General features: G+C 37.1%; 15 protein-coding genes. 7 read left to right on the top strand and 8 right to left on the bottom strand.

Translation table 11 applies throughout. The annotated features are described in order from the left end of the window. The first annotated feature begins 55 nt into the window (after positions 1 to 55). Positions 56 to 946 (top strand): DMT family transporter, encoded by an 891-nt coding sequence (locus FH508_RS18360; RefSeq protein WP_173477600.1) that lies wholly within the window; start codon positions 56 to 58, stop codon positions 944 to 946. Positions 947 to 1,712: 766 nt separating this feature from the next. Here the strand turns inward: FH508_RS18360 and FH508_RS18355 are convergent. The 7 genes from FH508_RS18355 to FH508_RS18325 all read right to left on the bottom strand — a co-directional run bounded on the left by FH508_RS18355 (position 1,713) and on the right by FH508_RS18325 (position 9,571). Next, complete coding sequence (locus tag FH508_RS18355; RefSeq protein ID WP_173477599.1) at positions 1,713 to 2,912, bottom strand: MFS transporter; 1,200 nt, start codon at positions 2,910 to 2,912, stop codon at positions 1,713 to 1,715. Positions 2,913 to 2,922: 10 nt separating this feature from the next. Continuing rightward, the gene (locus FH508_RS18350; RefSeq protein WP_173477598.1) at positions 2,923 to 4,191 is read right to left on the bottom strand and encodes a TRAP transporter large permease; all 1,269 of its coding nucleotides are present in this window, start codon (positions 4,189 to 4,191) and stop codon (positions 2,923 to 2,925) included. Next, positions 4,172 to 4,669 (bottom strand): TRAP transporter small permease, encoded by a 498-nt coding sequence (locus tag FH508_RS18345; protein WP_173477597.1) that lies wholly within the window; start codon positions 4,667 to 4,669, stop codon positions 4,172 to 4,174. Before FH508_RS18345 ends, FH508_RS18350 begins: the two co-directional genes overlap by 20 nt. 126 nt (positions 4,670 to 4,795) lie before the next feature. After that, positions 4,796 to 5,842: a DctP family TRAP transporter solute-binding subunit gene (locus FH508_RS18340; protein ID WP_173477596.1), complete on the bottom strand. Its 1,047-nt coding sequence runs from the start codon at positions 5,840 to 5,842 to the stop codon at positions 4,796 to 4,798. Between the two features lie 56 nt (positions 5,843 to 5,898). Then, positions 5,899 to 6,942: a DctP family TRAP transporter solute-binding subunit gene (locus FH508_RS18335; RefSeq protein WP_173477595.1), complete on the bottom strand. Its 1,044-nt coding sequence runs from the start codon at positions 6,940 to 6,942 to the stop codon at positions 5,899 to 5,901. A gap of 350 nt (positions 6,943 to 7,292) precedes the next feature. Then, entirely contained in the window at positions 7,293 to 7,961 is a 669-nt protein-coding gene (locus tag FH508_RS18330) for a response regulator (protein ID WP_173477594.1), read from the bottom strand. After that, the gene (locus FH508_RS18325) at positions 7,958 to 9,571 is read right to left on the bottom strand and encodes an ATP-binding protein (protein WP_228134144.1); all 1,614 of its coding nucleotides are present in this window, start codon (positions 9,569 to 9,571) and stop codon (positions 7,958 to 7,960) included. The genes FH508_RS18330 and FH508_RS18325 overlap by 4 nt, the downstream gene beginning before the upstream one ends. An 841-nt stretch (positions 9,572 to 10,412) precedes the next feature. Between FH508_RS18325 and FH508_RS18320 the strand changes: the two genes are divergently transcribed. Both FH508_RS18320 and FH508_RS18315 read left to right on the top strand, forming a co-directional pair. Next, positions 10,413 to 11,684 (top strand): L-lactate MFS transporter, encoded by a 1,272-nt coding sequence (locus tag FH508_RS18320; protein WP_173477592.1) that lies wholly within the window; start codon positions 10,413 to 10,415, stop codon positions 11,682 to 11,684. A 358-nt stretch (positions 11,685 to 12,042) separates the two neighbouring features. Next, complete coding sequence (locus tag FH508_RS18315) at positions 12,043 to 12,735, top strand: AIM24 family protein (RefSeq protein ID WP_173477591.1); 693 nt, start codon at positions 12,043 to 12,045, stop codon at positions 12,733 to 12,735. Positions 12,736 to 13,304: 569 nt separating this feature from the next. Here the strand turns inward: FH508_RS18315 and FH508_RS18310 are convergent. After that, a complete protein-coding gene (locus tag FH508_RS18310) occupies positions 13,305 to 14,555 on the bottom strand; it encodes a BaiN/RdsA family NAD(P)/FAD-dependent oxidoreductase (RefSeq protein ID WP_173477590.1) in 1,251 nt (416 codons plus the stop codon). 198 nt (positions 14,556 to 14,753) lie between these two features. On the opposite strand from FH508_RS18310, the gene asnB reads away from it, so the two are divergent. The 4 genes from asnB (at position 14,754) to FH508_RS18290 (ending at position 20,874) form a co-directional block, all read left to right on the top strand. Continuing rightward, positions 14,754 to 16,601 carry an asparagine synthase (glutamine-hydrolyzing) gene (asnB, locus tag FH508_RS18305; protein ID WP_173477589.1) on the top strand — a complete coding sequence of 616 codons (1,848 nt, stop codon included), beginning with the start codon at positions 14,754 to 14,756 and terminating at the stop codon, positions 16,599 to 16,601. 254 nt (positions 16,602 to 16,855) lie between these two features. Continuing rightward, entirely contained in the window at positions 16,856 to 18,469 is a 1,614-nt protein-coding gene (locus FH508_RS18300; RefSeq protein ID WP_173477588.1) for a putative polysaccharide biosynthesis protein, read from the top strand. Positions 18,470 to 18,477: 8 nt separating this feature from the next. After that, complete coding sequence (locus tag FH508_RS18295) at positions 18,478 to 19,191, top strand: pseudouridine synthase (protein WP_173477587.1); 714 nt, start codon at positions 18,478 to 18,480, stop codon at positions 19,189 to 19,191. A 162-nt stretch (positions 19,192 to 19,353) separates the two neighbouring features. Then, positions 19,354 to 20,874 (top strand): diguanylate cyclase domain-containing protein, encoded by a 1,521-nt coding sequence (locus FH508_RS18290; protein WP_173477586.1) that lies wholly within the window; start codon positions 19,354 to 19,356, stop codon positions 20,872 to 20,874. The last annotated feature ends 26 nt before the right edge of the window (positions 20,875 to 20,900 follow it).

The following is a 20,900-nucleotide window of genomic DNA, read 5'->3' as shown; positions in this document are numbered from 1 at the left end:
GACGATATTACGCCAAGACGTAAATGATTATTTTTCATGTGAGAAGGAGCAATAAATGAAACAACTAACAACATACATGATTTTATTTAGCTGTGTATTTTTTTGGGCTAGTAACTTTATTATTGGCGCTATTTTAATTCATCATTGGGAACCGATGGCGATTGCCATTTATAGGCTGATTGTAATTGTGCTATTTTTAGGGTGTATAAGTTGGCGATCTATCATCCATTTGTCCATTACACGTCGCGATATTTTATTACTCATTGTAGCTGGCATTTTAGGCGTTGCGATTAATCACTATAGTTTTTATGCAAGTCTTCAGCATACAACGCCAATAACAGCAGCACTCATCTTAGCTTGTGCACCGATTGTTACGTCTTTACTTAATAAAATAATCTATAAAGAATATCGAAACAGTATTTTTTGGATCGGTGCTATTATTTCATTAGTTGGCGTTTCGATGATTATTACAAAAGGAGCATTTATCGGCATATCAATTGGTAAAGGTGAAATTTTAAGCTTGATTACAATGTTGAGTTTTGCGCTGTTCCTAATTATTGTGAATGACCTTAGCGCCAGAATTTCAGCGGCGGCCATTACATTTTATACAAATTTAATTGGTCTAATGGTTCTCATGCCTTTCGGAACGTCCATAGTAGCCCAGAAAAATATGCAAGTGGCATTTCCATATTGGTTACTGCTAATCGTTTCAGCCATCATTATTCATGGAATAAGTAATTTAATGTGGAATAGAAAAATGAAAGAAATAGGGTCGACAAATGCATCGCTTTTGTTAAATTTTGAACCAGCAATAGCGATGATTTTAAGTGCTATTATATTAAGTCAGTTGCCAACTAGCATCCAAATTTACGGTTCTTTGTTGATTCTTTTAGGGATTATCCTTTGTATTTACTATAAAGAAATAAAGGGGTTAGTTTATAAATAGGATCTACTGCAGTCATTGATTTCCGCAAACGATACGGGCGAGCGCTTTTCGCAGTCACAACGTAAGCCACAACCGTCGCTATCGCGCCGCCTGTTGTGTCTTACGTGTTGTGGTGTTCCCGCAGGAGTCGCCCGCCCTGCGCTTCAACCTATTGAAAATTGTATGAGTGCCTGGCACTTTCCGCTACGGGCGAGCGCTTTCCGCGGGCACAACGTAAGCCACAACCGTCGCTATCGCGCCGTCTGTTGTGTCTTACGTGCTGTGCTGTTCCCGCAGGAGTCGCCCGCCCTGCGCATCAATCCATTGAAAATTGTATGAGTGCCTGACACTTTCCGCTACGGGCGAGCGCTTTCCGCGGGCACAACGTAAGCCACAACCGTCGCTATCGCGCCGCCTGTTGTGTCTTACGTGTTGTGCTGTTCCCGCAGGAGTCGCCCGCCCTGCGCATCAATCCATTGAAAATTGTATGAGTGCCTGACACTTTCCGCTACGGGCGAGCGCTTTCCGCGGGCACAACGTAAGCCACAACCGTCGCTGTCGCGCCGTCTGTTGTGGCTTACGTGTTGTGCTGTTCCCGCAGGAGTCGCCCGCCCTGCGCTTCAACCTATTGAAAATTGTGTGAGTGCCTGGCACTTTAAAAATACTTTAAAAGCGTAAAAATCCACTTCGATCTTTGCGGGCACAAAGTATGCCGCAGTAGTCGACGTGGATTTTACTTGGATGGAGAATTGTATGAGTGCCAGGCACTAAAAATGGGCACTAAAAATTACTGTGTATCTTTTTTGTGCAATGTGTAATTTAGAAACAGTATATATATTATAGGAAGGAAAGCGGTTGTGATGACAATACCCAACCAATTAAAATGCAGCCATAATGGACTGAGTAACGTACTTCCACAAGCAACACCAATATAATAAGAAACGAGATATAGGCTTGACGCACTACCTTTTTGATGGATTGCTGTGCGACTTACTGTAGCTGATGTTAAGGCATGGGCTGTGAAAAATCCTAAGCATGCTATGCAAAGCCCTACAATTACGATAATGAGTGAATCGCTTAACGTTAGAATTATGCCACTAACTAATAAAAAGACCCCATATGTTCGGACGCGAAGAATGCCTATTTTTTCTGCAAGTGTGCTAGCGATGGGTGAACCGACGATACCTAAGCAATACGCTAAAAAAACAAACGATATCATTTTCAATGAAAGTGAAAAGGGCGGTTCAATTAAATAATACGGGATAAAAGACCACATACCACTAAAGGATGTTTGGAGTATAATTCCTAGTCCGAACAAGATAAGCAGTTTGGGATTTTTTATATGGAGCGCAAAGCCTTGTAAATCTTTTGAAATCGTCCGATTGTTGACCGTAAAATTTTTAGATTTTGGTAGTGTAAGTAACACCATTAAAAAAATTGCAAAACCTAACAAAGCTAGTGAACTAAACGCAGTCTCCCAAGAATAGTGTTCAGTTACATAGCCCATTAGGAGACGTCCAATTGTCCCCCCAAGCGCATTACATGAAATATAGAGAGAAGTAGCAAATCCCATTGATTGGCTATCAATCTCTTCGCTAATATAGGCAAGTGCTGCAGCAGGAACGCCAGCAATTGCAAAGCCTTGAATAAAACGTAATAAAATAATAGTTAGAAAAGAATCAGTTAATGGCATAAAGAGAAAAGGAATGACAGTTAGAATGAGGGAAAGTCTAATGAAAAGTATTCTTCCATGTCGATCCGATAAAAAACCTAAAACAATTAAGCCGATAATAACAGATAACGTCGTAATCGAAACTGCAAGGCTAGCAAATGAAACTGAAACATGAAACTGTTCTGTAAAAAAGGGGAGCAATGGTTGTACTGAATACATCGCAGCAAAAACAAAAACCGATGCTCCTCCTAAACTAATAATAATTTGCCAAAATTGACGATCTTGAATCGAATACCCTTTTGTCCCTCTGTCCATAAGGAAGCCCTTATTTCATTTGCTCTGGTAACCAAAGCGACAATTGTGGTAGTACAACTACGATAGCTAAGAACACAATCATTAAAATAATAAATGGAATAACCCCTTTGACAACTTCGCCGAGTTTTTCCTTCGCAATACCACTTACTACGAAAAGGTTCAGACCTACTGGAGGTGTAATCATACCTAGCTCCATATTGATTGTCATAATAATTGCAAAGTGAATTAGGTTGATATCGAAATGCACAAGAATTGGTAGCAAAATTGGTAATGTAATTAAAATAATTGAAACCGCCTCTAAGAACATTCCCATAATAAAGAATAGTATATTTACAATAATCATGAAAATCCATTTGTTTAAATCACTTTCCGCAATCCAAGCCCCAACTTGCTGAGGAACTTGCGCGTTCGTTAAATATAACCCGAAGAGTGAAGCAGCACCGATAATTAAGAAAATCATCGCTGTAATATTAATAGATTCAACTAATACTTCACGGAAATCTTTTAACTTCATTTCACGGTAAATGAATAGAGATACGATTAAACCATAAAATACAGCAATAACTGCCGACTCAGTAGGTGTGACAACTCCAGAATAAATTGTTCCTAAAATTAAGAACGGTAAGAAGCCACCCCAAATGGCTTTTAATGATTTACGGCCACGCTCCTCCCAAGTGGCAGGTTCATCGCCTTTGAAACCATTGCGCTTTGCATAGACGATGGCAGCAACGATTAAAATACCAGTTAACGCAAGACCAGGAATTACACCAGCCATGAACAATTCCCCTATGGATTGTTCAGATGTAATACCGTAAATGATTAAAGGAACACTTGGAGGAATTAAAATTCCTAGTGTACCACCCGCTGCAACAAGTCCCATCGAGTAACGCTTTTTATAACCTGCAGAAATCATGGCAGGAATCATAATTGATCCAATTGCAGCGGCAGTTGCAGGTGAAGAACCTGAAATGGCTGCGAAAATAGCACAGGCAACAATCGTTACAACTGCAAGCCCTCCAGGCAGATGTCCAATCCAGGCACGTAATGCTTCAATTAAATATTTTGAAATCCCGCCACGTGCCATTAGTACACCAGCAAGAACGAATCCTGGAATGGCCATCATCGGGAATGAATCTAGCGCAGTGAAAATACGCTGAGGAATCATATTCATATTAAAATCGATTTGAAAGAACACTAAGATTGTTGAAAGTGCTAGGCTCACTGCGACTGGTACACGTAAAAATAATAAAACAAAGAAACTAAGTAAGAGGATTAGCATATTCTTCGTCCTTTCCTCGGATAATATTAACTAGTCTTTCTACGAATCTTAGTAAAAATAAAACGCCAGAAATCGGCAGTACTAAGTAGACAACCCACATTGGAATACCGATATCAAGTGAAACCATACCTGATGTATAGCGGTTCTCAACTAATACGAAACCGTAGTACGTATAAATTAAACAAAATACGATACTTAAACTAGTGGCGATAAAATCTAAAATGCGTTTATTTGATGGTTTTAATTTATCGTATAAAATGTCTACTTGGATGTGCTGATTGTGACGTAGTGCTAAACCAAAGCCGAGGAACGTTCCCCAAATAATTGCGTAACGTGCTAATTCTTCTACCCAAGCTTGAGGTTCGTTAAAAACATAACGCATCATTACACCGTAGAAGATTAGTGCAATACCAGCTACGAAAAAGAATCCCGCAAGGATTTCCTCTAAATAACCCCATACTTTATGTAAAACATTCATCCTGATGCCTCCTTAAAATATAAGATGGTAAAATTTTTCTCCAATAAAGTAAAACAAGTTTGTAAGCGATTTACTTTAAGAAAAAGAGTGAGTGTCGATTACTTATCGACACTCAATTGAAAGAGCTTATTTTAAATCACGAATACCGCTAATTAATTCTTCCGTAATAGCTTTACCGAACTCTTCGTAAACGGGCTCAAGCTCAGCTTTAATAGCTTCTTTTTGAGCAGCTGTTAATTCAATTACTTCAATACCAGAGTTCTTAATGTTTTCGTATGATTTCGCATTTTCTTCAGCAGCTAGTTCCCATGCTAAAGTTGTAGCTTCAGCTAACGAGTCCTCAACTGCCTTTAATAAATCTGCAGGGATCTTTTCCCAGAATGGTTTGTTTACAAAAATTGCATAGTCAAGACGACCATGTTCAGATACGGAGAAGTACTTTTGAACTTCTTGGTATTTTTGTGTATCGAAGTTGTTGAATGTATTTTCTTGTCCATCAACAGTTCCTTGTTGAAGAGCTGCGTATGTTTCACCGAATGAAATCGTAGCCGAACCAGCATGTAAAGCTTTAAATTGTGCTTCAAGTACTTTACCTGCCTGTGCACGGAATTTTAAACCTTTAAAATCTTCAACATTAACAAGTGGATGTTTATTATTAGAGAAATGCTTAAAGCCGTTTTCCCAGAATACTAAACCTTTAATATCATTTGCCGCTAATTGATCTGATTCAAGAATTGTTTTTGCAACGTCTGATTCAAAGAACTTGCGAGCATGCTCTTCATCTTCAAAAAGGTAAGGCATGTCTACGTACTGCCAACGAGGGTCAATTTTCACCATTTTTGTAACAGATGGTGCAATCATATGTACGTTTCCAGATACTAAAGCATCAAGCTCGTCATTATCACCATATAATTGAGAAGATGGATATACTTCAACTTTTACTTTACCTTCTGTTTTCTCATCAACTAATTTTGCAAAAGCTTCAGATGCTTTCCCCTTCACACTATCGATTGATGTAACGTGAGAAAATTTAATAACAAGTGGTTTTTCTTTTGTATAGCCACCATCTCCTTCAGCTGCTGGAGCAGAAGCTGGTTCTTTTTTATCGCCACCACAAGCAGCTAAAGCTAAAACTAGCACAGCCATTAGTGACATTAAAAGCCATTTTTTCATTTCAAATCCCCCTTAAAGTTGTGATTATAGTTAAAAGGATCCCCTTTAAACCCAAATTAGTTATGTGGTTGGTTTTTTGGTAGCGCAAGTATATATTTCTTGCTGTAACTTTTAGCGTAATAATCATAGACTGGTTCAAATGCTGACTCCCATTTCTCAACATCCTCATCTGTGAAATAATGAATATTAATGCAGTTACAAGCCTCCATTTCTTGCAGACGCTCTGCTGTAAGATTTTCTGCAAGTTGCCATTCCCATTCCTGTACTTCAGCAAGTGTATCAATAAGCAATGTTTGAACATCTTTCGGTAAGGACTGCCAAAACTCATTGTTCATAAGTAATAAATAGCCCAAATAACCATGATTACTAATTGTTAAGTAGTCTTGTAGAGAATGTAGATTTTTACTAGTAATATTAGTGAGTGTATTTTCCTGTCCGTCTACATTTCCTTTTTGTAGCTGATGGAAAACGGTATTGAAATCTATTCTCTTTGGATAGGCACCAACACTTGTAAACTGCTCTGCTAAAATATCACTCGGCATGATGCGCATGCGTAAGTTTTTTAAGTCAGTGACATCTTGAATAGGGCGGATACTATTGCTAAATTGCTTAAATCCACTATCCCAAACCCCGATTGAATAAAGATTATGGTCATTTAATTTCTTCATTAAAGATTGACCGACATCGCTATCAACGTATGTATGCACTTCATCAGCATTTTTAAATGCATAGGGCAAGTCCATAACCGACCACTCAGGTACAAGCGTTGTAATTTTTGAAATAGCTGGTGCTATCATCTGAATATCTCCACGTAAAAGTGCATTCATTTCTTCTCCATCTTTATAAAGAACACCATTTGGAAAGACTTGAATTTCTACATGACCATTACTGCGCTGTTTAATGAGTTCGGCAAATTTGATTGCTGCCATTCCTTTTGGCGTGTTTTCACCTACTACGTGTGAAAATCGAATGACTATTTGTTCTTCATGACTTAACTGTTCATTATCTGTAGGATAATCTTGTTGCTGACAGGAAATTAATAGAACTGTCAGTAAAATGAGAACGCTAACAAAATACTTGTGAATGTGATTGCGCCACATACAAATTCACCTCTAATCTATTGAAGATGTGAACGCTTCTTATTCTATTGAAAATATGAAAATATACAATATTATGGTATTAATGAACATTTTGGTTTTTATGGTATATAACAATTCATTATTTTGAAAAACTGTTACAAAACAGCTACAATGCTTTTTGTAAGAACTTGAATGTAGCTACTAAATAAAAAAAGAATCTGCAATTTTCAGTGGGACATAAAAGAAGCAAGGTGTAGTAGGCGAAGTGACTATGGCTGCCTGTTGCTTTCCCGTGAAAAGTGAGCAGATTCTTGGTTTTAGGCTATGATTAGAATAGGTAGCAAATCGAGCACTAATATACTAATTTATTATTATTTAATAGAATAGTATTTAGTTGGTCGTCCTACGGTTCCGTATTTTAATTCAATATGCACAGTACCTTTTGTAGCTAAGAAGTCTAAATATTTTCGTACAGTTACTCTTGCCATGCCGACATTTTGTGCAAGCTGTTCAGAAGTAATCGGTGCATGATGTGTCGTTAAGTAACTTAAAATTTGCTCCATTGTAATCTTATTCAAGCCTTTTGGCAGTTCTAAAATTTCATGCTGAATACCTAACCACTGATCGATATCCTCTTGGTTAATATTAGTTGTACTGAGTAAGTTTTTTGTAGAGTTTTTATATTGTAGCAAAGCCCTTTCAAAGCGATCAAAACGAAATGGCTTTATTAGGTAATCAATTGCACCTAGTCGAAGGGATTCTTGTACTGTAGGTGCATCTCGAGCTGCTGTTATCATAATAATATCGGATGGAATACGTTGTGCTCTAATTTTTAAAAACAATTCCATGCCTGTCATATCTGGTAAGAACATATCCAGTAAAATAAGGTTTGGTTTTTGAATCATGATTTTGTCATAGGCATCTCGTCCATTGACTGCCTCTCCTATGAGTTGAAAGCCACTCATTTTATTCAAAAATCCTTTATTTACCTCAAGCACCATTGGGTCATCTTCTACGATAAAAACTGTGATTTTGCTCATGGTTCCTCTGTCACCCCTATATTAATTGTAATTGTTGTGCCGATGTGAACAGTAGATTCTACATGAATTGTGCCATTATTGGATTCGACGATTTGTTTGACAAGTGCAAGACCAATGCCGTGTCCTTCTTTTGGTTTCGTACTAAATCCATAATCAAAAATTCGTTGGGGTATACCTGCAATACCTTTACCACTGTCCTGTACTTCTATAATTAAATAATGCTTATCACCGTTAATTGTTAAATGAACATCCTTATGTTCACATTCAAAGCAAGCTTCCATTGCATTGTCCAATAAGTTGCCAATGATGGTAATAATATCGCCACTCGATAAGCCACTCATAAAATCAGCGAGATTAGATTCTTCATCGATTGTCAGTTCTACACCTAGTTCCTTAGCGCGTGAGTATTTGCCAAGTAATAAGCCTTGAATAGAATAATCCTGAAATTTATCATGCAAGCTTTGAATTAGTTCTTCTTCATCTGTGATTTCATCAATAATGAGGCTTAAAGCATCGTCATTTCGCTCCAACTGGATAAGTCCAGCAATACTATGGAGACGGTTCATGTATTCATGTTGCTGTGCCCGCAAGGAATCCACGAGCATTTTAATTCCTGTTAATTCTTCAGCAAGCATATTTGCCTCTTTTCGATCAGTTAACATAATAAGATAGCCGGCATTTTGTTCCATAATACGGATAGGGAATGTCCGAACTAAATACATTTGCTCGTACATTAAAAGTGGTCGATAAACCTCATGTTGTTGTATGGTGTCTTCAGCAAGCCACGTATCTTTAAATAAAGTTTTTCTGGATACTTTGTGTCCAAAGTAATGTGTATACTGCCGTGCTAATCGGTTAATGAAGGTTACATTTCCACTTTCATCTGTAGCTAAAATTCCTATATCCATCGCTTGAATAATACCTGAACGTTCTTCTACTAAACGAGCGATTTCGTAAGGTTCTAAGTTAAAGGTTTGACGTTTTAAATGGTTAGCAACCCAAACAGATCCGCCTAACCCTATGGCAAGCCCCCCTAAAAGTGATACTAATATATCAAATTGATATTCATCTAAAAGGTCATACCATTTTGGTGCAAGTAGCCCAACGGTAATAACTCCAACTTGCTTCGTGCCTTCCTCGTTCATAATTGGTACGAATGCGCGTATAGAATAACCCAATACCCCACGTGCCTTTGATATGTATTCATGCTGTGAAAATGCTTCTATTTCATCGCCACCTTCAAAAACGGTACCTAGCTTACTTTCGGAGGGATGGGAGTAACGAATGCGTTTCATATCGATAATGACGATATAATCGACATCTGTCGTTAATCGAATGCGTTCAGCAATCGGCTGAATAATTTCAAAGCCCTCTTTAGTACCTACGTTTTTTTGCACTTCTGTAAGCTGTGAAACCGTCCGTGCTATAGCTATTGCACGGGCTCCAAACTCCTTCTCTAAAGCACCAGCTAAATTATGAATCATAATTGCACCACTCGTAGTAATAGAGAAAATAACGATAATAAAAGAAAAAATAAACATTTTGAGTCGTAATGATATGTTTTTCATAATAATGAAAAGGAATGCCAAATTAGCAGCCCTTTTATTCATTCATCACCTCTTTTTTGTATTATTTCAATATGTAGGAAACTAATATATTTAATGGAGATATGCAAAACCCATTTTTCTAGTAAAGGACTAGGACTATCATTCTATAATAAAGTACCATAAATGAATAGCTTGTTGTAATACAATTACTGCTACAAAGTATCTGTTTTAATTGTGTACTATAACAATATATGTATTAAAATCACATTAGCATAAGAAAAGAAATAGGAAGTGCTATCGGAGTTTGGTTTTTTATAAAATAAAAATTTATATTTGAATAATAAAAAATAATTGGCGATTTATCTTTAAAATGCCGTTATACAACAAGTTTTTATGTAATTATTTACATTTAAATAATATAATGGGTTAGTTTACTTATCCTATAGAAAGTTAAAATATTTTGCGCAAAGAAAATTTGCTTTGTTATCGTTTTAAAATTCTCTTTCATTCTTAATATTTCTGTATGTCGATTATTTCTATTTTTACATATCAAGCGAATTTCTATTTTTTATCTAGCAGTCAAAAGGAGAGAAGCTTTCTATCATATGTGAAAATATGCACATTTTTAATTATCTTAAAATAATTTATTTAAATAGAATAAGTACAGTAGAAAAGTAATAATAGCTAAAATATGTTGGGGATATTGTTTGAAAAACGCCTTTTTTCTTAGAGACTGTAAGGTTTTTGTTCTTTTAATTATATAGTGAACAATAAAAAACTTTTTGGAGAAATAATATTTTTTAGAAAAACATCTTGCATTTGAATAATTATAAGTGGTAAATTGTTTTACATGGACGTTCATAGAATTTTCACAGGTAGCAAAAGAGGGGAGAAATGAGAATTTATGAATAAAAATAGATGGTTAATTGCATTATCTGCGATCGCTATTCACCTTTCAATTGGTGGAGCTTATGCATACAGTGTATACAAGCTGCCGATTGTCACAGAAATGGGATGGAGTGAAACGAAGGTTACGATTGCCTTTACAATTATGATGGGGCTTGCAGGTTTTTCGGCAGCACTATTTGGTAGTTTAGTAGAAAAAATGGGTCCGCGTAAATCTGCTATGGTAGCTGCTGTGCTGTTTGGAGCAGGACAAGCAGGAGCAGGTGTTGCGATTTCAATGGATTCAGTAACATTGTACTGGCTAACTTACGGCTTACTAAGTGGACTTGGTATGGGGATTGGATATATCGCACCTGTATCAACATTAGTTAAATGGTTCCCAGATCGTCGTGGTTTAGCAACTGGTATGGCTGTACTAGGGTTTGGTTCGGGTGCACTTATTACTGCACCAGTAGCAGCGAACTTAATGGAAGCAGTCGGAATTTCTACAACTTACTTTATTTTAGGGGCATGTTACTTCACGTTAATGATTTTAGGGGCTTCATATATAGCACCGCCAAAACCAGGTTATATGCCTGCGAATATGAAAGCGGCTGCAGAAAAAGGCAAAGAAGTAGTGAAAACAGACTTGGCTGTTATGTCAGCTCGTGAAGCTGTGAAAACAAAGCATTTCTGGATGTTATGGTCTATGCACTTAGTAAATGTTACAGCGGGTATTATGATGATTTCTGTAGCATCTCCGATGGCACAGGAAATTGTAGGGTTATCAGTTGCGGGTGCCGCAGCAATGGTAGGAGTAATGGGGTTATTCAATGGTGGTGGCCGATTAATTTGGGCTGCTGTGTCTGATTATATTGGTCGTCCAAACGTTTTTGTTATTTTCTTTACAGCACAACTTATTACATTTATCGTATTACCACATACGACAAACGTTATTATTTTCCAAGCACTTATTTTCTTAGTAGTTAGTTGTTATGGTGGTGGTTTCTCAAACCTACCTGCATTCGCAAGTGATTTATTTGGTACGAAACAACTTGGGGTCATCCATGGTTATTTACTGACAACTTGGTCATTAGGTGGTGTATTTGGTCCACTTCTAGTGAGTGGTATTAGAAATGCTTATGACAGTTACATTCCTGTCTTTTATATTTTTGCAGGGTTAATTGCCATTTCATTCATTATTGCAATAACATTACGTGCTGATGTACGTAAACAAACAGCGTTAAAAGCAGCATCACAAAAAGTTGGAGACGTCTCCGCTACACGATAATTTTCACTTTCAATTCGCACTTGAAGGTATTGCCGTATTAGTGTCATTTCGCATATGACACTGATGCGGTTTTTATTTGTAGTCATTGTTATACAACACTCGATTAATCTTCGTCTAACATATAACAGCTGTTTGTTGATGTCAATAACATTATGGTAAATAAAGTGATTTTGGTACTAAAAGAGAATTTTTGCAACGATATTCTTTTCTTGATGACAGCACATACCTGTGAAAATAATCAAAAATATAGTAAATGAATGTGTTCGCTACGATTCATATGGAAAGTGATAATGACTAGGTGAATCTTTTCGTGGCATGTAACGTATATAAGGTAAAGAAAGCAGAGGAGGAGATGTACATGGGGAAGTATTCATTAAACGACTTTATAAGCACGACACAACAAAATGATCATGTAAACGAATATTTTGAGTTAGAAACGGAACGTGTACTAGAGGTAAACTTAGATGGTGAAGTCTGGTCGAAAATGGGGGCTATGATTTCATACATAGGCGACATTAAGTTTGAACGGGAACGTGTATTGGAGCATGGTCTATCCAAGATGTTTAAAAAAGCACTGACAGGTGAAGGCACGCAACTGATGAAAGCAAAAGGGAAGGGGCGTCTCTATTTAGCGGATCAAGGAAAAAAGGTGACCATTTTTGATTTGAAGGGTGAAAGTATTTGCGTAAACGGTAATGACTTATTGGCATTTGAACCTACGATAAATTGGGATATTCAATTAATGCGTAAAATGGCTGGTATTATGTCTGGTGGTTTATTTAATGTCACTTTACAAGGAACAGGTAAGGTAGCTATCACAACTCATTTCGAGCCATTGACATTATTAGTAAAGCCAGGAGAGACGGTTTATACAGATCCACATGCTACAGTAGCGTGGTCAGGTAATTTAACACCTGAGTTTAAAACAGATATTAGCTTCCGTACGTTTATTGGACGTGGAAGTGGTGAATCAATTCAAATGGCTTTCTCAGGAGAAGGATTTGTCATCATACAACCATATGAAGAGGTCTATTTGTCTAGCGAAAGTTAAAGAGGCGCTACAGAAAAACAGTTTTTTGTGGAAAAGAAGATAGGATAAAATCGGTAGTTCTTCATTCTTGTGCAATGCATACAAAATAGAATAGAACATTAGTTGATGGTAGCGAAGGCGGTGACTCCTGCGGGAACGCACACACGTAAGACACAACAAACCGCGCGCTAGCGGAGGGTTGCGGCTTACGTGTGTGCCCGCGGAAAGCAATCGCCGTAGCGGAGACATCAACGGCATAGCCAAAAGTGTTAGATTATTGTGATGACAATTTTCTGCTTTGTAATTTGTAAAATGAATGAAGCTATAACTATTCATTCTTTTGCAGTAAATAAAAAAATAGAAAAGTACACTAGTTGATGGTAGCGAAGGCGGTGACTCCTGCGGGAACGCACGCAATGTAAGACACAACAAACCGCGCGCTAGCGAGGGTTGTGGCTTACGTGTGTGCCCGCGGAAAGCATCCGCCGTAGCGGACATCAACGGCATTGCAAAAAAGTGTTAGATTGACCGCCATCAATCTAACACTTTTTCTCTTTTGTCCCTGCCCCATAGCAAATTGAATATTATTATTAAAATGCGGCGTTCATACCTGCAATTCTTCCGGTAACAAGCGCAGACGTAATGTTGTAGCCGCCTGTATAGCCATGAATATCTAAAATTTCACCACAGAAAAACAACCCTGCTTTTTTCTTGGATGCCATCGTTTTTGGTTCGATTTCTTTTACAGAGACGCCACCACCTGTAACGAATGCTTTGTCGAGAGATTGCGTACCACTAACAGTCATTGTGAAATTGACGAGTAGATGTGCTAGCGCACGGATTTTTTCTTGAGATAATTCAGTGCCAGTCACTTGAACATCGATGCTTGCACGGTCACATAAGAATAGTAGCCAGCGTTCTGGTGCGACACCTTTCCACACATTTTTCACGGCCTTTTTCGGTTCTTCTTTAATAAGTTTATTTAAATATTGCAGACAAGTTTCTTCATTGTAGTCTACGAGTGTTTGAATACGCATTGTGACAGGATCGTAACCTGTTTTCATCAATTCCTTAACTACGAATTGACTACAGCGTAAAACGGCAGGACCGCTTAATCCAAAATGCGTAAAGAGCATATCCATTTGATGTGTGACAAGCGACTTGCCTTTTTTATTGAGAACGGAAACTGCAACATCTCGTAATGCTAGTCCTTGGAGCTCTCTCGTTTGAATAAAGTCCTCCTTCGATAAAATCGGTACTTCTGTTGGGAATAGCGTTGTGACATTATGACCAGCTCGCTCAGCCCAAGGATAGCCATCACCTGTTGAACCTGTTTGCGGCACTGCTTTCCCTCCAACTGCAACAACAACAGCTTCACAGCGAACTTCTGTACCGTCTGCTAAACGCACACCAAGAATCTTTTCCTCATCCATTAGTAGCTTGTTAACAGGTGTATTTAAGCGGACTTCAACATGTAGTCGCTGCAATTGACGGATAAGGGCATCGACGACATCTTGTGCGCGGTTTGACACAGGGAACATACGACCATGATCTTCTTCTTTTAATGCAACACCTAGACCTTCGAAAAAGGTAATAATATCTTCGTTGTTATAAACAGTAAAAGGACTATATAAAAAACGACCATTGCCAGGAATATGTTTAACAATTTCTTCAACAGAGAGTCTGTTCGTCACGTTACAACGCCCTCCACCAGAGATTGCTAGCTTTTTACCAAGCTTTGTCCCTTTTTCAAGTAGTAAAACTTTCTTTTTTCGTTCTCCAGCCGCAATAGCAGCCATTAATCCAGAGGGGCCACCACCGATAACGATTACATCATACATATATGTGAACTCACTTTCTTTTCATTTTTAGGAACTTTTCCTATTATACATGAAGTCTATATAGAGGGCGGCTACTTTACATTGAAAATTATCATAAAGTGCATTATAATTTTTTATCTATAATGACAGCATGAAATGAATGGCTATTCGTGCTATGATGGTAGTGGTTATGCACTAAATTATGAGGTGAAAAAATAGATGTGCGGATTTATTGGCTATATTAATGGAACAAATGTGATTGATCATCACCAAACAATTGAAAATATGATGAATACGATTATTCACCGTGGACCAGACAGTGGTGGTATTCATAGTGACGATAAAGTAACGTTAGGTTTCCGTCGTTTAAGTATTATTGACTTATCTGACGTGGCAAATCAACCTCTTTATAGCCCAGATGGGGACATCGTGCTTGTTTTCAATGGGGAGATATATAATTTCCAAGAGTTACGTGAAGACCTACAAGCAAAAGGTCATACGTTTAAAACGAAATCAGATAGTGAAGTATTAATTTTCGGCTATATTCAGTACGGTGTAGAATTCGTCAAACAGCTTCGCGGAATGTTCGCATTCTGTATTTGGGATAAAAAGAAAGATTTACAATTTATCGCACGTGATGGCTTTGGCATTAAACCGTTGTACTATACTGAAAATACAACGGATGGAACATTTATTTTTGGTTCAGAAATAAAATCTTTCATGCCACATCCAGCTTTTATTAAAGAATTAAACAAAAATGCATTACGTCCTTATTTAACATTCCAGTATTCTTCAATGGACGAAACATTCTTTAAAGGTGTGTACAAATTACCACCAGCGCACTATATGGTCATTCAAAATGGAAAAAAACAAATTGTGCAATATTGGGATAAAAAATTCCATGCGAAAGAAGCGCCAATTGAAAAATATGTGGAAGATATTCGTTCAACAGTGAAAGAATCTGTAGACGCCCACCAAATTAGTGATGTAAAGGTTGGTTCTTTCTTATCTGGCGGTATTGACTCAAGTTACATTACATCATTACTACGCCCTGATAAATCATTCTCTGTCGGTTTTTCTGACTATGAAGATATGTTCAATGAAACAAACTTAGCAAAAGATTTATCAGATACATTAAATATTCAAAACGAGCGTAAATATATTTCAGCGGATGAATGTTTTGAAGCATTACCGAAAATTCAGTGGCATATGGATGAGCCGCAATCAAACCCATCTTCTGTACCGCTTTACTTCCTATCTGAGCTAGCAGCGAAGGATGTAACAGTAGTCCTTTCAGGTGAAGGCGCGGATGAAATATTCGGTGGCTATTCTTGGTACCAAAACTCTGGTAGAATGCAAAAATACGAGAAGGTGCCATTTGGTATTCGTAAAGCATTGCGCGGTGTTGCAGAAGCATTACCTAAAAACCAATACACACATTTCCTAGTTAAGGGCGGTCAAACGGTAGAAGAACGTTTTATTGGGGAAGCGGTTGTTTGGGATGAAGAAGATGCTTTAAATGTGCTAAAGCCTGACTACAAAAACGGTCCTTCTGTCAAAACGATTACAAAACGTATTTATGATGAAGTACCTGGTGATGATGATATTACTAAAATGCAGTATTTAGATTTGAATTTGTGGATGCCTGGTGATATTTTATTAAAGGCTGATAAAATGAGTATGGCGCATTCAATTGAATTGCGTGTACCGTTTTTAGACAAAGAAGTAATGGAATTAGCAAAAGATATTCCATCAAAATATCGTGTAAATGATATTGATACGAAATATGTGCTTCGTCAAGCAGCACATCAGGAGTTACCAGAAGAATGGGCAAAGCGTCCAAAGCTTGGTTTCCCTGTACCAATTCGCCACTGGTTGCGTGAAGAAAAGTATTACAATATGGTGAAGGACATGTTTACAACTGACTTCGCTAATGAATTTTTCGATACGAAACAATTAGTTGGTTATTTAGATGAACATTATGAAGGCAAAGCAAATCGTGGTCGCTATATTTGGACAGCTTATGTGTTCTTAGTATGGTATAAACAATTCTTTGTTGATATGTAACATAGAAGTAGCAGTTCAAAGAATCTATTTGATTTTTTGAACCGCTATTTTTTTGGCAATGTACTAGTAATTTGACATCAATCTAACCTAGGGAAGCTAGAGATGTTTGATTCAAAAATTTTTCAGTGTAATTATGCATCTGTTTTCTTTTAAATATGTTAAGATAACAGTTGGTTTACTTATTTATTGTTTCAAAAGTGGTGATGCTTTATCACTTATAAAGGCTTGATTTTACTAATGAATGGATGGATACGATGTCCAATTTAATGAAAGGTACTGCGATATTAACTTTAGGGATGTTTTTATCGAAAGTGCTTGGATTAATTTATATTTTTCCCTTTTATGCGATTGTTGGGCAGGAAAATATCGCGTTGTATCAATATGCGTATATTCCTTACTCAATTATGCTAGCAATAGCCATTTCAGGCGCACCTATTGCTGTTTCTAAGTTTGTTTCTAAATACAACGCAATGGGAGATTATCAATCAGGACGCAAGCTGATGAAGTCGGGCATACTCATTATGATGATTACGGGTATTGCCTCATTTGCTGCTCTCTTTATACTTGCAACACCAATCGGGGAGCTTGTGATAAAAAGTGATGAACAAAAATTTTCAGTTGAGCAAATTGCTTCTGTTATACGTTGGGTAAGTTTTGCGCTTATTGTTGTGCCATTTATGAGTTTATGGCGTGGCTTCTTCCAAGGCTATGACAAAATGGAACCAACAGCAATCTCGCAGTTAGTGGAGCAAATTGTCCGAATTGTTGTGTTATTAGGCGGTTCTTTCTTAGTAGTAGTTGTATTTAATGGCAAACCTGAAACAGCAGTTTCGTTTGCAGTCTTTGCAGCATTTATCGGGGCAATTGGTGGGTTAATGGTGCTCTATTATTACTGGAAGAAATATCAACCTGAATTTAACTTATTACGTAGTCAAAGTATTACTTCAACTCAATTACCGATGTCGGATATTTATAAAGAAGTAATAACATATTCGATACCGATGGTGTTTGTAGGTGTCGCAAATCCATTATTCCAATTAGTGGATATGCTAACGTTTAATGGAGCGATGAGTTCAATCGGCTTAGCAAAAGTTACAGATGAATATTTATCGATGATCAACTTTACAACACATAAAGTTGTAATTATTCCAGTTATGCTCGCAACGGGTTTTTCGATGGCACTAGTACCGACGATTACAAAATATTATACACAGGGTGAGTATTTATCGCTCCGTCATGCGATGGATAAAACATATCAAATACTGATTTTCATTACCTTACCTGCTGTTGTCGGTATTTCTTTATTAGCAAATGAAATATACTTTATGCTTTACTCAGAAAGTGAAATGGGGGCTGCAATTTTAGCCCATTATGCGCCAGTAGCGATTTTATTTGCGTTGTTCCAAGTAACGGCTGCACTATTACAAGGTATCGACTTTCAAAAATGGATTGTCTTAAGCTTACTATCTGGTATTTTAGTAAAGCTAGCACTTAACATACCGTTAATTCGTTGGCTAGAAGCAGATGGAGCCATTTTTGCAACAGCGATTGGCTACAGTGTCTCCATTATTATTAACATGTTAATCCTTAGAAAAACGCTTAATTATAAATCAGAAATGGTATTGCGCCGTGTCATGCTGATTACGCTTTTAACAGCTGCGATGGCGGTAAGTGTATTAATCGTCCATAAGCTATTAGAACTTATTATGGGACCAGTAGATGGTAAATTCTCTGCGCTCGTATACTCTGTTATTTGTGCGGCAGTGGGTATAGCTGTTTATGGATATTTATCATTACGCCTAGGCTTAGCACAAAAATTACTTGGTGAGCGATTGACACGTATTACAAGTAAATTTGGATTTAAATAGGAGGAACTATGCGTTTAGATAAATTACTAGCCAATATGGGCTACGGCTCACGAAAGGAAGTTAAGCAACTCCTAAAACAAAAGGCGGTTTCTGTAGATGGCACATATGTAAAGGATGCAGCAATGCATGTTGATCCAGAAAAGCAAGATGTTGTCGTCTATGGTGAACGGGTTGTCTACACAGAGTTTGTGTACTATATGATGAATAAGCCTCCTGGTGTTATTTCTGCAACCGAAGATTTACGGGATGAGACTGTGATTGATTTACTAGATCCTCTGCATCAGCATTTTCAACCGTTTCCTGTTGGACGTTTAGATAAAGATACAGAAGGCTTGTTACTGTTAACGAATGACGGTGTATTAGCTCATAATTTATTATCTCCCAAGAAACATGTACCAAAAGTGTACTATGCCAAAATTGAAGGCATTGTTACGCAGGAAGATGGAGAAATATTTGCTCGTGGTGTTGAGTTAGATGATGGCTATGTAACTAAGCCAGGTGAGCTTGTCATTTTAAAATCTGCACAGCAATCAGAAATTGAATTGACGATACAAGAAGGAAAATTTCATCAGGTAAAGCGTATGTTTGAAGCGGTTGATAAACGTGTTACCTACTTAAAGCGCCTTTCGATGGGTAGCTTACAACTTGATGAAAGCTTAGCATTAGGTGAATATCGTGAGTTAACGTCTGAAGAATTAGCAGGCTTACAAAATAGAGAATAAAAAGACCCTCGATGCTGTACTTTAGTATCGAGGATTTTTTTTACATGTTTGTCCCAATAACTGTATAATATGATATATCAATAAAATATTATAGAGGGAATATAGTGTACCAGAAAAAGTATGTTCAAAAAATGATAGTGAAGATGAGTAGAGGACATGTTAATGAAAAAACTACGAATTAAATTATTAATATCTTTAATTGCCTTTGCATTAATACTGGTTGCCGTAATTTCTTATGTTAATAGGCAAATACTTGTGGCAAATATTGAAGACCAAGAAGCGAGTAATCGAACATTCATTGAAAATCATATTTTAACGGATATGCAAACTGTAGATAACGCACGCTTTTATTTTGATAAAAATATTTCGGAAAACATGGAACAAGAACTACAAGCATTAGCTACATATTATGAGGAAAATCCTAATCTAGCGACTTGGGATTTACAACAAATGAAAGACAATCTTGGTATGGATATATACATATTGGATAAAAAAAATACCGTTATTTATACAACATTCGAAAAAGATAAAGGGCTGAATTTTTCCCTTTGCTGTAAAAACTTTTCTGCTTTATTAGACGAAAGAAGAGAAAGCGGACAGTTTTTTACAGATGGTATAGATGTTTCAACAACTACAGGCGAATATCGAAAATTTAGCTATTTGGCTACACCTGACAAAAAGTATTTATTGGAGCTTGGCTTAAAATTAAGTGAAGTGCCTGTATTTCAAACATTCAACTTTGCAAAAACCTCTGCTTATTTAATTGATAAATATGATGATTTGCTAGATTTACGAACAATTAATGCAGGGGGTATTTTTTTCTCTGATACAGATGCCGCTGGAACAACTGTAAAAAATCAATCAAAAAAATTTCAGGAACATTTTAAGGTAGCTCTCCAAACGATGAAGCCAAGTGAGTATCAACAAGAGTTAGGCAATGGCTATATAGAGACATATCGTTTTATACCTTATGAGGCAGAGACAGTTCGAGGTGCATCGTCAAAGCGAGTAGTGTACGTGAAATATGGTAACGATACGAAGTTGACGGCCCTTGCCAAAAATACGAAACAGTTTTGGTTCGTTCTGATGATTGCATTAGTAACAGCATTTATTATGCTGATGGTTATTAATAGATTGTTTTCTAAAACGATACAATTAGCAACATATGATTCACTAACAAATGTCTTTAATCGTGCTACATATATAAGTAAAATGGATAAATTATTAAGAAAAAGAAGAGCTAATACGCCAGGTTTACTTTTAATAGATTTAGATAACTTTAAGCAAGTAAATGATCAATTTGGTCATGCTGAAGGTGATAGAATTCTTATTAAAACAGCCGATATCTTGAAGGAAGTCGTAAAAAAGAATGGCTTTGTTGTAAGATTTGGAGGCGATGAATTTGCAATTGTTTTATATGATACGAACGAGGAACTTATGGAGCAATTAGCAAATGCCGTTTTGGCGAAAATACGTAGTTTTGATAATATAAAATGGTCCGTCATTTCTGTTAGTATGGGCGGGGTAATTTGCAAAAAATCAAATGAAACAGAATTGAGTTTATTTGAACGGGCAGACAAAGCATTATATCAGTCCAAGAAGGCAGGGAAGGATCAATACTCCAGTTTCGACGAAGTTGCATCGACAGAAGAAAAATATGCAAACGAACTTAGTTTGAAATGAAAGGCACGAGATATGTAGGAGAAGAA

The organism is Lysinibacillus sp. CD3-6, from assembly GCF_006351725.2.
Taxonomy (GTDB): domain Bacteria; phylum Bacillota; class Bacilli; order Bacillales_A; family Planococcaceae; genus Lysinibacillus.
This window is presented reverse-complemented; position numbering and strand designations above follow the sequence as displayed.